Genomic DNA, 14,103 nt, shown 5'->3' on the forward strand with positions numbered 1-14,103 from the left:
TAGACAGGCTCCTTTTTGTTCTATAATGGATCCTAACAGACGAGTTATACATAGTGGAGGGAAGCTGGATGACGAAGAGAAGAAATGAATGGCTTGATTGGATAAAAGCGTTGATCGTTGCAGCCATTTTAGCAATAGTCATCCGCGTATTTTTATTTGCTCCAATCGTCGTGGACGGGCCCTCTATGCTTCCTACGCTAGAAAATGGTGACCACATGATTGTGAATAAGTTCAGTTATTTAGTTGGTGAACCAAGCCGATTCGATATTGTGGTGTTTCATGCAACGGAAACTAAGGATTATATTAAACGAGTTATTGGACTTCCCGGCGATCATATTGAATATAAGGATGACACTTTGTACGTGAACGGAGACCCCATTGAGGAACCGTTCCTGCAAGAAAGATTAGATCGACTTTCGGAAAATCAATCGTATACGTTTGATTTTCGCTTACAAGATATTAAAGGAAATTACAAAACCATTCCTGAGAACCATGTATTAGTCCTTGGGGATAATCGAAATAATTCTACAGATAGCCGAATGCTTGGGTTAATTCCAATCGATCGGATTGTAGGAGAAACACGGTTTATATATTGGCCAATGGAACGATTTGGTTTTGTAGATTGATAAAGGATGATGAATATGACGATACAATGGTTTCCAGGCCATATGGCTAAAGCCAAGCGACAAGTAGAAGAGAAATTAAAGCTTGTTGACTTTGTCATTGAATTAGTAGATGCACGTGCTCCGTACTCTTCTCAGAACCCTATGTTGCACCAAGTGCTTCAACAAAAGCCAAAAATGGTGTTGCTTATGAAAAAAGACTTGGCTGATGAAAACATCACAAACAAATGGATCAGTTGGTACGAAGGTCAAGGTATTTCAGCTATTGCTGTAAATGTAGATGATAAAAAGGATGTCCAACAAGTCATTCAAAAAGCGAAGGACATGGGGCAAGAGAAACTTGAGCGCTTAAAGAAAAAAGGGGTTCGCCCTCGGCCTGCCCGGGCGATGATTATTGGAATACCAAACGTAGGGAAGTCTACACTTATTAATCGCCTTGCTCAGAAGAAAATAACAAAGACCGGGGATCGCCCTGGTGTTACTACTGCTCAGCAGTGGATTAAAGTGAAGAAAGATTTCGAACTTCTAGATACACCAGGAATCTTATGGCCCAAGTTTGAAGAAGAAATAGTGGGTTATCGTTTGGCTACGATCGGTACGATCAAAGATAATATCCTGCCGATTCCAGATGTTGCTGCCTTCTTTATTCGGTTCTTGCAAGAGCATTATCCGAATCTCCTGAATGATCGATATGGTGTATCTTCTGACATTGAGGATATGGGAGAGGTATTCGACCACATAGGAACAAAGAGAGGCTGCTTAGAAAGTGGCGGAAAGATTAATTATGATAAAGTCGCTGATGTCATCATTCGCGATTTACGTTCGGCAAAAACAGGTCGTATCACATTAGAAACACCAGATATGATACACTAAAAATAAGCTGACTTTCTCGCAATGGGGGTCAGCTTTTTGTATGGAAAAAAACTATAAATCCTTCAAACAATATAAAGAGAACCGATATTAAAGAAACGAGGAATCATAATGGGGAGAGAAACGATTGCAACGATAAAAGAGAAACTATTTACAAAAGGCTGTACCCAGCAGGAACTAGAGATGTACCAAACTGATGAACGAAAAGGTGTTCAGAAACTAGTTTACCAATACGAGAAACAACTCGCGAAAAAGCAAGCTCTTAAAGATCAATTTGAATCTATGAAAGAATTTGAGAAGTACTATACATCACAAGGTAAGAAATTAATTGCTGGAGTGGATGAAGCAGGAAGGGGTCCGATAGCTGGCCCTGTAGTAGCCGCTGCTGTTATTTTACCCGAATCCTTTTACTTAGAAGGGTTATATGATTCTAAAGCACTTTCTGAAACGCAGAAAGATTTATTCTTTGACTATATTAGAACCCACTCCATTTCTTATGGGGTTGGGATTGTCTCGAGTGAAACCATCGATGAAATTAATATATATGAGGCTACAAAACTAGCGATGCACAGAGCCATTGACGCGTTAAATCCAGAGCCTGACCAATTGTTAATTGATGCTCTGCCCTTAACAGATACAAAAGCTCCAGTCGATGCATTTCCAAAAGGAGATCAGCGTAGTATTTCCATAGCTGCGGCAAGTGTCATTGCTAAAGTGACTAGAGACAGATATATGAACGAACTCCATCAAACGTTCCCGTCATATGAATTTAGCCATAATGCGGGTTATGGAACGAAGAATCATGTAGAAGCACTCAGACAGTATGGAATTACTCCACATCACCGAAAATCGTTTGCACCCGTTAAAGAATTTGTTCGTTCCTCACAATAAAAGGAGATGATGGATATGCCTTCTTTATCTGCATCCCAATTGCTGACACAGTTAAAGAATGTGAGTCAGGTCACTCAACAAGGTGAATCGTTAAAACAAGGACAGATCGTAGGGGGAAAAGTACTTAAACTGTATCCACAACACAAGGCGCTCATTCAAATCGGTGGGAAGCAGTTGAATGCTCAGTTAGAAGCTTCTCTCTCCGCTAATGAGCGCTATGTATTTCAGGTGCAGAGCATTTCGCCTTTACTACGACTCAAAGTAATGGAGGGAGAAAAGGGAAAGGCCCTACAGACCCCTACCCAATACTTTAAGAAGTTAGGCATTTCAAGCCCTTCAAAAACTCAACTAGATTTTGTGTCCAATTTAATGCAAAAAGATATTCCTTTTACGAATCAAGATGTTAAAGAAGCGCTCCAACTATTAGAGAAATCAGGCGGAGAAGTAAAGGTGAGGGAGACGTTATTAGAAATGATGTCAAGGCGTCTCCCTATCAAATCTTCCATCTTTCAAGCGTTTTATGAAAGGAATGTATCCTCCTCTTCATTAACATCTGCTTTGCAATCTATAGCAAACGATTTAAAGAATCAAAATGGACAACAAAAATCGTCTCTTGGCTACCAGTTGCAGCAAATTCTCGGAAGATCAGATCCTGAACGTCCTTTGTCAGATGTAGTGAGGGGGACGTTTCTAAACGGTACTCAAGGAGAGCAGAAAACGTCTTTTCAGCTCTTACAGCGTGCTGGGCTAATTTCTGAAGAATTGTCGTTCAATCAAGTTGAGAGGCACTCTTCATTAGTCTTTAAAACAGAAAGTTCAGGGAAATGGGCTGAACAACTGTTAAACGTCTTTCAAGAGCAGCTATCGATGTCAAAAGGGAACAAACAGCTCATTCATCAATTCACAAATGTGCTAGAGCGAATGACGGGGGGAGAAGAATCGAACCCGGTAGATACAAAGCTTGCTCAGCGGCTTACGCAGTTAACTTCTGCCCTGAAAGACGCGGGGGTCTTCGGGTCCTTGAGGGCAATGTTAAACAGAACCGGAGCTAGTCCGTCTACAATACAGGCAATCAATACATTAATTGAAAGTTCTAATCCTCTGCAAGTCCTAAAAGAGAATCCTTCAGGATTGCAACAAGCCGCAAAATCCCTAACCCATCTTATGAATCAGCAACTGAATGGGGAGGAGACGGTAAAATTAGTGGAATGGTTACGTCATAGTCTAACTGAAATGGGAGAAAGATCCCTGCCTATGAAAGATGAGTTTTTGATCAAGTTAAAGAGTTTTACCCAGTTAAGTGGGCTGAACTATGAGCATCAGTTGGCTCAAAAAGGAGAAGTTAGCCAAAGTACTTTAAAGGGAAGCATCCTTCAAGCGATGCAAGATAGCGCTTCCTCCCCTATCATGGACCGGCTACAAACTGTACTCAATCATTTAAATGCTGTCCCCATTATGATGCAAGAGTCAGACCAATCCATTCATTTTAATGTGCAGATGCCTGGAGAATGGTTTGGGATCGAACAAGACGTTACGATGGATGTAGATGGGAATAAGAAAGAAAATGGAGAAATCGATCCGGATTATTGCCATATTTTATTTTATCTTGAACTTCAGTCATTAAAAGAAACGATCATTGATATGAAAGTTCAAAAGCGTGTCGTTCAACTTACCTTGTTTACGGAAAATCAGGAAATTGAGAATGTTATACAAGCGTTTAAACCCTCTCTAGAAAAGGGGCTGCTAGAACTAAATTACCACCTATCTACAGTACGACATAAAGAAATTAAACCCTCTCAACCTGTCTATGCTCAATCAGAACGCCAACAAGCCCAAACGAGGCAAAAAGGAGGCTTCGATTTAAAAATATGAGTGAAACGAACAAGAGAAAAGAAGCGGTAGCTTTAAGTTATGATGAAGAGGAGTCAAGTGCCCCCAAGGTTGTTGCGAAAGGTAAGGGAGATATAGCAACAAATATTATTGAAAAAGCTCACAGTCATCAAGTTCCCATCCAAGAAGATCCTACCCTTGTAAAGTTGTTGGGTGAATTAGACATCAATGAGACGATCCCTGAAGAGTTATATCAAGCCGTAGCCGAAGTATTTGCTTATGTTTATCAATTAGATAAGCAGTTGAAAGCTAAATAATTACTTACAAGAAACACTCTGGTCTTTTTGTCAGAGTGCTTCTTTTTTTTGCAACAAGTCAATTTTTCTTTAAAAAATACTGAAATGTAATTCGTAGCTAAAAGAAAAAGTTAATATTTTTATTAACTTAAACAGCGAGAAAACAGCGAATTTTGTCGGTATATTCTTAATTTTTTTGGAGATACTGAATGAATTTGTAGACAATTCACACATATTTTTTATACAATGGTCATGCAGTGACATTTTGATGGGAGGATGGAACATGAACATTCATGAGTATCAAGGAAAAGAAATTTTACGTAGCTACGGCGTTGCCGTTCCTAACGGGACCGTTGCATTTTCTGTAGACGAAGCTGTAGAAGCCGCTAAAGGCTTAAGCACAGATGTATCTGTCGTAAAGGCACAAATCCACGCAGGAGGTCGCGGAAAAGCTGGTGGAGTTAAAGTTGCCAAAAATATAGATGAAGTCCGTACATACGCTGATGAAATTTTAGGCAAGCAGCTTGTGACTCATCAAACGGGTCCTGAAGGGAAAGAAGTTAAGCGCTTACTCATCGAAGAAGGCTGTGATATTCAAAAAGAATATTACGTAGGGATTGTATTAGACCGTGCCACTTCTCGTGTAACGATGATGGCTTCAGAAGAAGGCGGTACTGAAATCGAAGAAGTTGCCGCAGAAACGCCGGAGAAAATTTTCAAAGAAGTGATTGATCCGGTAGCAGGTTTAATGCCTTATCAAGCACGTCGTTTAGCTTTTAACATTAACATCCCTGATGAACTATTAGGGAAAGCAGTTAAATTTATGATGGGTCTTTATCAAGTATTTGTTGAAAAAGATTGTTCAATTGCAGAGATTAACCCATTAGTTACAACAGGTGATGGCCAGGTGATGGCGTTAGATGCGAAGTTAAACTTTGATGATAACGCTTTATTCCGCCAAAAAGATGTATTTGAACTTCGTGATTTAGATGAAGAAGATCCAAAAGAAATTGAAGCTTCTAAATACGATCTAAGCTACATTGCTTTAGATGGTAACATCGGCTGCATGGTTAATGGAGCAGGCCTTGCTATGGCGACAATGGATACTATTAAACACTACGGCGGCGAACCCGCTAACTTCCTTGACGTTGGGGGAGGCGCTACAACTGAAAAGGTAACAGAAGCTTTCAAAATCATTTTGTCCGACAATAGTGTAAAAGGAATTCTTGTGAATATCTTCGGCGGAATTATGAAGTGTGACGTCATTGCTGAAGGTGTCGTTGCAGCAACGAAAGAAGTTGGGCTTGAAATTCCACTCGTAGTTCGTCTAGAAGGAACAAACGTTGAACAAGGTAAGAAGATCCTTGATGAATCAGGTCTGAATATCGTTGCATCAGAATCTATGGCTGAAGCAGCACAGAAAATTGTAGAACTAGTAAAATAAGAAAGGACGGACGAAAATGAGTGTATATATTAATAAAGATACAAAAGTAATTGTGCAAGGTATTACAGGGTCTACTGCCCTTTTCCATACGAAACAAATGCTTGAGTACGGTACCCAGATCGTAGGTGGGGTAACTCCTAAAAAAGGCGGAACTGAAGTCGAAGGAGTACCTGTCTTTAATACGGTAGAAGAAGCTACTGAACAAACTGGAGCTACGGCATCCGTTGTGTATGTACCAGCTGCTTTCGCTGCTGATGCAATCATGGAGGCTGTTGATGCTGAGCTTGACTTAGTGATTTGTATTACAGAGCATATCCCGGTTATTGATATGGTAAAAGTGAAGCGTTATATGGAAGGTAAGAAAACTCGTCTAGTTGGACCAAACTGTCCTGGAGTTATTACACCAGAAGAATGTAAGATTGGTATTATGCCAGGTTACATTCATAAAAAAGGACATATTGGTGTAGTATCAAGAAGTGGAACGTTAACATATGAAGCGGTACATCAGCTTTCAGAAGCTGGTATCGGTCAATCGACAGCAGTAGGAATCGGTGGGGACCCAGTAAACGGTACAGATTTCATTGATGTCTTGCAAGCTTTTCAGGATGACCCAGATACCCATGGTGTGATTATGATAGGTGAAATTGGCGGCACAGCCGAAGAGGAAGCTGCTCAGTTTGTTAAAGAAAATATGGATAAGCCAGTTGTCGGCTTTATCGGTGGTCGCACTGCACCTCCAGGAAAACGTATGGGACACGCAGGTGCCATTATTTCTGGTGGTAAAGGGACTGCAGAAGAAAAAATTAAAGTTATGAATGAGTGCGGCATACAAGTAGCCGAAACACCGGCTGTAATGGGTGAAACGCTCATCAATGTATTAAAAGAAAATAACATTTACGATAAATGCAAGACTCACTAAAGTTTAATTAAAGGTGCTCCTTTCTACAGGGGCACCTTTTCCCCTATCAAGGAAAAGGATGTGTACACGTGGATCCAAAATCATTGCGTTTAGCTCTTCTTCATCAAACAAAAGGGACAAGTCGCTCATTGATTCGTACCTTCTTACAAGTAGATTCAACCCTTCAATTTGTCTTCTCCCTCTCCCTTCACGATCTAACCTCAACATTTAAATTATCCCCTAAAAGAGCCAAAACTTTCTTAGATCATCTTCATTCATCGACGAATCGCAAGCAGCTTTTAAAGAACCTTTCAGATAGCGTTATTCTGCCTATTTGGCATTCTGACTACCCACTTTCTTTACGCTCCGTCCCAGACGCCCCCTTACTTCTGTATGCTAAGGGGAACTTAAACCTTTTGAAACAAGAAGCGTACATTAGTATAGTAGGAACTCGTAAATGTTCCAACAACGCTAAAGCAAAAGTAAAAAAAGTACTACCGCCTTTAATCGATCATGGTTTTACAGTGATAAGTGGTATGGCCGATGGAATTGACTCCTACGCTCATGAAATAACGAATGAATTAGGTGGCAGCACCATTGGGGTATTAGGTTTTGGTTTCGATCATTGTTACCCTGAGCACAACCGATCTCTGATGGAAACACTAGCTCACCGCCATCTCCTCCTATCTGAATACGCTCCCCATACACCCCCAAAGAAATGGCACTTCCCAGAACGAAATCGAGTGATAAGTGGTATGAGCTTTGGCACCTTGGTAGTAGAGGCAAAAGAACGAAGTGGAACGTTAATTACAGTGGATCAAGCTTTAGAACAGGGAAGAGAGGTATTCGCACTACCAGGCTCGGTGTTAGATGATTTTTCCAGTGGATGTCATAAAATGATTCAAGATGGTGCGAAATTAGTTCAAAATGCCTATGATATTCTAGAAGAATGGAATGGATTGAAGCGAAATTAGTGTCGAAATCTGTTATAAAATCTATATTTTCTACTTTTTCTACTGGTTTCGTTTCTATAATTTGTTTGACAAATGAATAAGAAGTATTTAATAATAGGGAAGATTTAATTTAAAACAAACGTTTACACATAAAATATATGAAATAAAAGAATAACCTCATCTAGGAGGATACTATATGGCAGATTATCTTGTTATTGTAGAATCACCAGCAAAAGCAAAAACAATTGAAAAATATTTAGGAAAAAAGTACACGGTAAAAGCATCTATGGGTCATGTAATTGACTTGCCTAAAAGTCAAATGGGTGTAGATGTAGAAGAAGATTATAAACCTAAATACATTACCATCAGAGGGAAAGGCCCTGTATTGAAAGAAATTAAAACAGCTGCAAAAAAGGCTAAAAAAGTCTATCTCGCAGCCGACCCCGATAGAGAAGGGGAAGCCATTGCCTGGCACTTAGCTCACAGTTTAAACATGGATGAGACATCCCAGTGTCGAGTTGTATTTAATGAGATTACAAAGGATGCAATTAAAGAATCCTTTAAGCATCCACGTACGATCGACATGGATTTAGTTAATGCTCAGCAAGCAAGACGCGTATTAGATCGTTTAGTCGGTTACAATATCAGCCCGTTATTATGGAAAAAGGTCAAAAAAGGCCTTAGTGCAGGTCGGGTACAATCCGTAGCTGTCAAAATGATTATGGACCGTGAAAATGAAATTAAAAGCTTCGAACCTGAAGAGTACTGGTCCATTGATGGTAGCTTTGTCAAGGATGCTGAACAATTTGAAGGAGCTTTCTATGGAATAGATGGAAAGAAACAAAAGCTCAGTTCCAAAGAAGAAGTGGATAACATCCTCACCCAAATGAGCGGGGAAGATTTCAGAGTGGATAAGGTGAATAAAAGAGAACGTCGTCGTAATCCAGCTTCCCCTTTTACTACATCATCTCTACAACAAGAAGCAGCACGAAAATTAAATTTCCGAGCAAAGAAAACGATGATGTTAGCACAGCAATTATATGAAGGGATTCAGCTTAGCAAAAAAGAAGGTACAGTAGGTTTGATCACCTATATGCGTACAGACTCTACTCGTATTTCCCAAACGGCGAAGGATGAGGCTGCTGGGTATATTGAAGAGCAATACGGAAAAGATTACCTTGGATCAGGAAACCAAAAGAAATCACAGAAATCTCAAAACGCTCAAGATGCACACGAAGCTATCCGCCCTACCTCTTCGTTACGTACACCTAAGGCTATGAAAGAATATTTATCAAGAGATCAGTATCGCTTGTATAAACTAATTTGGGAGCGGTTCGTAGCGAGTCAAATGGCTTCCGCAGTTCTTGATACGATGACCGTTCATCTACTGAATGAAGGTGTAGAGTTCAGAGCCACAGGTTCAAAAGTTAAGTTTAAAGGGTTTATGCGTGTCTATGTCGAGGGCAATGATGATAATAAGAAAGAAGAAGATAAAATTCTACCAGATATGGAAGAAGGGACAACGGTTAAGGCTGACACTATTCAACCGAATCAACATTTCACTCAGCCACCTCCACGCTACACTGAGGCCCGTCTTGTACGAACATTGGAAGAAATGGGAATTGGGCGTCCGTCCACTTATGCTCCTACCCTGGACACGATTCAGCGAAGAGGATATGTTAGTTTAGATAATAAACGGTTTGTCCCTACTGAACTAGGTGAAATCGTGATCGAATTGTTGAAAGAGTATTTCCCTGAAATCATTAATGTTGATTTCACCGTTCAAATGGAAGGCAATCTTGACGCGGTTGAAGAAGGCAATAAAGAGTGGGTCCAAATCATCGATGATTTCTATAAAGACTTTGAAAAGCGCCTCACCACTGCCGAGAAAGAGATGGAAGAAATCGAGATTAAAGATGAACCAGCCGGAATTGATTGCGAGGAATGTGGTCATGAAATGGTTTATAAAATGGGGCGATATGGTAAGTTTCTGGCGTGCTCCAACTTTCCGGAGTGTCGAAATACGAAACCTATCCTGAAAGAAATCGGGGTAAAATGCCCACGTTGTAAAGAAGGGAACGTTGTGGAGCGTAAAAGCAAAAAGAAACGTACCTTTTATGGCTGTGATCGATATCCTGAGTGTGAATTCATCTCTTGGGATAAGCCGATCAGTCGACCATGTCCTAAGTGCGATTCCATGCTAGTAGAAAAGAAAGCGAAAAAAGGAACGCAAGTACAGTGTTCAGAATGTGACTATAAAGAAGAACTCCAGCAGTAAGCATAAGGGGCTAGCCCCTTATGCTTTTTTTGATCTTCTCAAGTTCTCTTTATATTTTGTTAATCATTCCTTCACATAATTTTAATTGACACTAGTAACCCAGCAAGCTATAATCGTTGAGTGGTAAGGGAATATACTTGACAGAAATTAGTATATTTGCTCTTCAGCTTGGAAATGCTAGCAATGATATTTTATACTGAATTAGGAACAATTCAGAATTTTGTTACAATTAAGTAAAATTGATTGCATAAGGTATATTAACTGTGTTAATATTTAAGCGCCTTATGTGAGGTGAGCAGATGGATAATAACCAGCGTCAAATAGACTTATTTACGGAATACTTACAAATTGAAAAGAATGCTTCATCATATACGATCCACTTTTACCAAAGTGATCTCTATTCCTTTCGTGAATTCTTAAAAAGAGAAGGGGGTCTATGTTGGAGAGAAGTGGATTATCCCATTATTAGAGTCTTTTTAACAGAACTCTATGACCAGAAGCTCTCTCGGAGATCTGTATCGAGAAAGCTTTCAAGTTTGCGATCGTTTTATCGTTTCTTAGAAAGGGAAGGACTTGTAGAGTCGAATCCTTTCTTAAATGTGTCACTACCAAAACAAGAAAACCCTATCCCTTCTTTTCTATATGAAGAGGAGCTAGAGAAGTTATTTCAGGTAAGTAATACTGAGGAACCACTTGGTCAGAGAAATCAGGCTTTACTTGAGTTGTTGTATGCGACAGGCATGCGTGTGAGTGAATGCGTCTCCTGTACTCTTGCTGATATAGACCTTGAGCTAGGTACAATCCTTGTTAGAGGTAAGGGTAGAAAGGAAAGATACATTCCATTTGGGAGCTTTGCTAAAGAAGCTTTAAGATACTACATTTATAATGGAAGAAACTCGTTAATACAGAAGTCTGGAACTGAAACAGAAGCCATTTGGTTAAACGCTAAAGGAACTCCTTTAACAGATCGCGGAGTACGATCCGTCTTAAGTAAAATGGTAGAGAAGGCTGCTTTAACCATACATGTCCATCCTCATATGCTGAGACATTCTTTTGCCACGCATATGTTAAATGAAGGGGCAGATTTACGCTCTGTGCAAGAACTGTTAGGGCATGAGCACCTTACTTCTACTCAAATTTATACACACGTAACAAAAGATCATTTAAAAAAGATCTATATGAATAGCCATCCAAGAGCAGGCAAGGATGAATAATTGGAATGAGGTGGAGTTTTTGGAACAACAATTTCATGCAACCACAATTTTCGCTGTTCAACATAATGGACAATGCGCGATGAGCGGTGATGGGCAAGTTACATTTGGAAATGCAGTTGTAATGAAACATAAAGCAAAGAAAGTTCGTAGATTATTTAAGGGGCAAGTCCTTGCTGGATTTGCAGGATCCGTAGCTGATGCTTTTACGTTGTTTGAGAAATTCGAGGCAAAGCTTGAGGCGTATAATGGAAACTTGGCACGTGCAGCTGTAGAGCTAGCAAAAGAGTGGCGAAGTGATAAAGTACTACGCAAACTTGAAGCGATGTTAATTGTTATGAACAAAGACGACCTATTTCTAGTTTCAGGTACAGGTGAAGTGATTGAACCAGATGATGGAGTAATTGCAATTGGGTCTGGAGGTCATTATGCACTAAGTGCAGGCCGAGCTCTAAAACGTTACGCACCTGAGAAAAATGCAGAAGAGATTGCTAAAGCAGCATTGGAAATAGCAGGCGAAATTTGTGTATATACGAATAGTGAAATCGTATTAGAAGTGCTCGAGGACTAAGGGAGGTCTTTATCGATGAGTGAAAACTTAACGCCAAGACAAATTGTTGAACGCTTAGATCAATATATCATTGGTCAGAATAATGCTAAGAAAGCAGTAGCAGTTGCGCTTCGTAATCGGTACCGTCGTATGCAATTGGATGATAAATTAAAAGATGAAATCGTACCTAAGAATATCTTGATGATGGGACCTACAGGAGTAGGGAAAACGGAAATCGCCCGTAGGCTAGCCAAACTTGTAGGCGCTCCTTTCGTAAAAGTTGAAGCTACGAAATTTACAGAAGTAGGTTACGTGGGTCGTGACGTTGAATCCATGGTTAGAGACCTTATGGAAACGGCTGTCCGTATGGTGAAAGAAGAAAAGATGGAGCAGGTTAAAAGTAAAGCTGAAGAGCGAGCGAATCAACGCATTGTTGAGTACTTAGTTCCTAAAAAGAAAAAGCAAAACAATTTTAAGAATCCTTTAGAAATGTTTTTCTCTGGTCAGGATGACCAGCAGCAAAACGAAGACCGCTCTGAAGAACAAAACGTTGAGCAAAAACGAAAGCAAGCTGCCCATAAGCTGTCAATGGGCGAGTTGGAAGATACGATGATTACCATCGAAGTAGAAGAACAGCAGTCTTCTATGTTTGATATGTTGCAAGGCTCGGGTATGGAACAAATGGGGATGAATATGCAAGATGCTTTCAGTCAGTTCATGCCTAAAAAGACTAAAAAGCGTCGCCTCTCCGTGAAAGATGCTCGTAAAGTGCTTACTCAGGATGAAGCCCAAAAATTGATTGATATGGACGAAGTTTCTCAAGAAGCTGTCGACCGTGTAGAGCAAAACGGCATGATTTTTGTGGATGAAATTGATAAGGTAGCTGGAGGTAACGAGCAGTCTTCTGGTAATGTTTCAAGAGAAGGGGTCCAACGGGATATCTTACCAATTGTTGAAGGATCCACAGTTGTGACTAAGCATGGCCCGGTAAAAACGGATCACATTCTATTTGTAGCAGCAGGAGCGTTCCATATGTCTAAACCATCTGATCTGATCCCTGAATTACAGGGGCGTTTCCCTATCCGTGTTGAACTTGAGAAGCTAACTGTAGAGGATTTTGTGAACATTCTCACTGAACCATCTAACGCATTGTTAAAGCAATATAAAGCTTTACTTGAAACAGAAGGTATAAATGTGGAATTTTCTGACGAAGCTGTTACCAGATTAGCAGAAGTTGCTTTTGAAGTGAACCAGGAAACGGATAACATCGGTGCTCGCCGATTACACACCATTTTAGAGAAACTATTGGAAGATCTCTCATTTGAGGCTCCTGATGTTCATATGGAAACCATCGAAATTACAAAAGCTTATGTAGATGACAAATTAGCATCTATTGCAAAGAATAAAGACTTGAGTCAATTTATTTTATAGACACACAGAACAGGAGGATCAATATGAAATTATTAGATCGCGCACGCAATATTAACTCAATGCTACAGAAAACAACAGGTAAATCGGTAAACTTTAACGATATGTCTGAGACACTTCGTGATGCTATCGGAGCGAACACTTATATCGTAAGTCGAAGAGGTAAACTGTTAGGTTTCGCTATTAAACAAGAAATTGAAAATGATCGCATGAAAAGTATGTTAGCTGAACGTCAGTTTCCAGAAGAATATACGCAAAACCTATTCTCTATTAATGAAACGACACCTAACTTAAACATTGATCATCCTCTAACCGCTTTTCCGGTGGAGAATCGTGAATTATTCCAACAAGGTCTAACGACTGTTGTACCCATTATTGGAGGCGGAGAGCGCATTGGAACTCTTATCCTAAGTCGTTTAACAGAAAGTTTCAATGATGACGATCTTCTTCTAGGCGAGTACGGTGCTACAGTAGTAGGTATGGAAATCCTTCATGAGAAAACAGAAGAGATTGAAATGGAAGCTAGAAGTAAAGCGGTTGTTCAAATGGCAATCAGCTCATTATCTTACAGTGAGTTAGAGGCAATTGAACACATCTTTGAGGAATTAGAAGGTAATGAAGGATTGCTCGTTGCTAGTAAAATTGCAGATCGTGTAGGAATTACTCGCTCTGTTATCGTCAATGCTCTACGTAAGCTAGAGAGTGCTGGTGTAATTGAGTCCCGTTCCCTAGGAATGAAAGGTACGTATATCAAAGTATTGAACAACAAATTCCTTGTCGAATTGCAGAATATGCGCTTAAACTAAAATAGTTGTTATTAGGTATAGTATG

The 14,103-nt window shown here is 39.9% G+C and carries 13 protein-coding genes; all 13 read left to right on the plus strand.

What is annotated here, in order from left to right; genetic code table 11:
* Positions 1 to 68 precede the first annotated feature (68 nt).
* The 13 genes from lepB (at position 69) to codY (ending at position 14,078) form a co-directional block, all read left to right on the plus strand.
* Complete coding sequence (gene lepB / locus LQ226_RS02840) at positions 69 to 626, plus strand: signal peptidase I (RefSeq protein WP_231416325.1); 558 nt, start codon at positions 69 to 71, stop codon at positions 624 to 626.
* Positions 627 to 641: 15 nt separating this feature from the next.
* Positions 642 to 1,496 (plus strand): ribosome biogenesis GTPase YlqF, encoded by an 855-nt coding sequence (ylqF, locus tag LQ226_RS02845; protein WP_231416326.1) that lies wholly within the window; start codon positions 642 to 644, stop codon positions 1,494 to 1,496.
* Between the two features lie 108 nt (positions 1,497 to 1,604).
* A complete protein-coding gene (locus tag LQ226_RS02850) occupies positions 1,605 to 2,384 on the plus strand; it encodes a ribonuclease HII (RefSeq protein ID WP_231416327.1) in 780 nt (259 codons plus the stop codon).
* A gap of 15 nt (positions 2,385 to 2,399) precedes the next feature.
* Positions 2,400 to 4,256 (plus strand): hypothetical protein, encoded by a 1,857-nt coding sequence (locus LQ226_RS02855; RefSeq protein WP_231416328.1) that lies wholly within the window; start codon positions 2,400 to 2,402, stop codon positions 4,254 to 4,256.
* The gene (locus tag LQ226_RS02860; RefSeq protein WP_231416329.1) at positions 4,253 to 4,531 is read left to right on the plus strand and encodes an EscU/YscU/HrcU family type III secretion system export apparatus switch protein; all 279 of its coding nucleotides are present in this window, start codon (positions 4,253 to 4,255) and stop codon (positions 4,529 to 4,531) included. Before LQ226_RS02855 ends, LQ226_RS02860 begins: the two co-directional genes overlap by 4 nt.
* A gap of 262 nt (positions 4,532 to 4,793) precedes the next feature.
* Complete coding sequence (gene sucC, locus LQ226_RS02865) at positions 4,794 to 5,954, plus strand: ADP-forming succinate--CoA ligase subunit beta (protein WP_231416330.1); 1,161 nt, start codon at positions 4,794 to 4,796, stop codon at positions 5,952 to 5,954.
* Between the two features lie 16 nt (positions 5,955 to 5,970).
* Positions 5,971 to 6,873: a succinate--CoA ligase subunit alpha gene (sucD, locus tag LQ226_RS02870; RefSeq protein WP_231416331.1), complete on the plus strand. Its 903-nt coding sequence runs from the start codon at positions 5,971 to 5,973 to the stop codon at positions 6,871 to 6,873.
* A gap of 68 nt (positions 6,874 to 6,941) precedes the next feature.
* Positions 6,942 to 7,826, plus strand: a complete 885-nt coding sequence (dprA, locus tag LQ226_RS02875; RefSeq protein WP_231416332.1) for a DNA-processing protein DprA — start codon at positions 6,942 to 6,944, stop codon at positions 7,824 to 7,826.
* 175 nt (positions 7,827 to 8,001) lie between these two features.
* Positions 8,002 to 10,083 (plus strand): type I DNA topoisomerase, encoded by a 2,082-nt coding sequence (gene topA, locus LQ226_RS02880; protein ID WP_231416333.1) that lies wholly within the window; start codon positions 8,002 to 8,004, stop codon positions 10,081 to 10,083.
* A gap of 299 nt (positions 10,084 to 10,382) precedes the next feature.
* On the plus strand, positions 10,383 to 11,297 hold the full coding sequence (gene xerC / locus LQ226_RS02885) for a tyrosine recombinase XerC (RefSeq protein WP_231416334.1): 915 nt from the start codon (positions 10,383 to 10,385) through the stop codon (positions 11,295 to 11,297).
* Positions 11,290 to 11,865 (plus strand): ATP-dependent protease subunit HslV, encoded by a 576-nt coding sequence (hslV, locus tag LQ226_RS02890; RefSeq protein ID WP_231416335.1) that lies wholly within the window; start codon positions 11,290 to 11,292, stop codon positions 11,863 to 11,865. Before xerC ends, hslV begins: the two co-directional genes overlap by 8 nt.
* 15 nt (positions 11,866 to 11,880) lie before the next feature.
* A complete protein-coding gene (gene hslU / locus LQ226_RS02895) occupies positions 11,881 to 13,275 on the plus strand; it encodes an ATP-dependent protease ATPase subunit HslU (protein ID WP_231416336.1) in 1,395 nt (464 codons plus the stop codon).
* Between the two features lie 23 nt (positions 13,276 to 13,298).
* Positions 13,299 to 14,078 (plus strand): GTP-sensing pleiotropic transcriptional regulator CodY, encoded by a 780-nt coding sequence (gene codY / locus LQ226_RS02900; RefSeq protein WP_231416337.1) that lies wholly within the window; start codon positions 13,299 to 13,301, stop codon positions 14,076 to 14,078.
* Positions 14,079 to 14,103 lie beyond the last annotated feature (25 nt).

The sequence above is a fragment of the Pontibacillus sp. HN14 genome, assembly GCF_021129245.1.
Lineage (GTDB): Bacteria > Bacillota > Bacilli > Bacillales > BH030062 > Pontibacillus.

Excerpts from the sequence above, each read along its gene's own strand:
- sucD (WP_231416331.1), top strand. The coding sequence starts at position 5,971 with ATGAGTGTATATATTAATAAAGATACAAAAGTAATTGTGCAAGGTATT.
- codY (WP_231416337.1), top strand. The coding sequence starts at position 13,299 with ATGAAATTATTAGATCGCGCACGCAATATTAACTCAATGCTACAGAAA.
- LQ226_RS02855 (WP_231416328.1), top strand. The coding sequence starts at position 2,400 with ATGCCTTCTTTATCTGCATCCCAATTGCTGACACAGTTAAAGAATGTG.
- LQ226_RS02860 (WP_231416329.1), top strand. The coding sequence starts at position 4,253 with ATGAGTGAAACGAACAAGAGAAAAGAAGCGGTAGCTTTAAGTTATGAT.
- hslU (WP_231416336.1), top strand. The coding sequence starts at position 11,881 with ATGAGTGAAAACTTAACGCCAAGACAAATTGTTGAACGCTTAGATCAA.
- lepB (WP_231416325.1), top strand. The coding sequence starts at position 69 with ATGACGAAGAGAAGAAATGAATGGCTTGATTGGATAAAAGCGTTGATC.
- ylqF (WP_231416326.1), top strand. The coding sequence starts at position 642 with ATGACGATACAATGGTTTCCAGGCCATATGGCTAAAGCCAAGCGACAA.
- hslV (WP_231416335.1), top strand. The coding sequence starts at position 11,290 with ATGAATAATTGGAATGAGGTGGAGTTTTTGGAACAACAATTTCATGCA.
- xerC (WP_231416334.1), top strand. The coding sequence starts at position 10,383 with ATGGATAATAACCAGCGTCAAATAGACTTATTTACGGAATACTTACAA.
- LQ226_RS02850 (WP_231416327.1), top strand. The coding sequence starts at position 1,605 with ATGGGGAGAGAAACGATTGCAACGATAAAAGAGAAACTATTTACAAAA.
- sucC (WP_231416330.1), top strand. The coding sequence starts at position 4,794 with ATGAACATTCATGAGTATCAAGGAAAAGAAATTTTACGTAGCTACGGC.
- topA (WP_231416333.1), top strand. The coding sequence starts at position 8,002 with ATGGCAGATTATCTTGTTATTGTAGAATCACCAGCAAAAGCAAAAACA.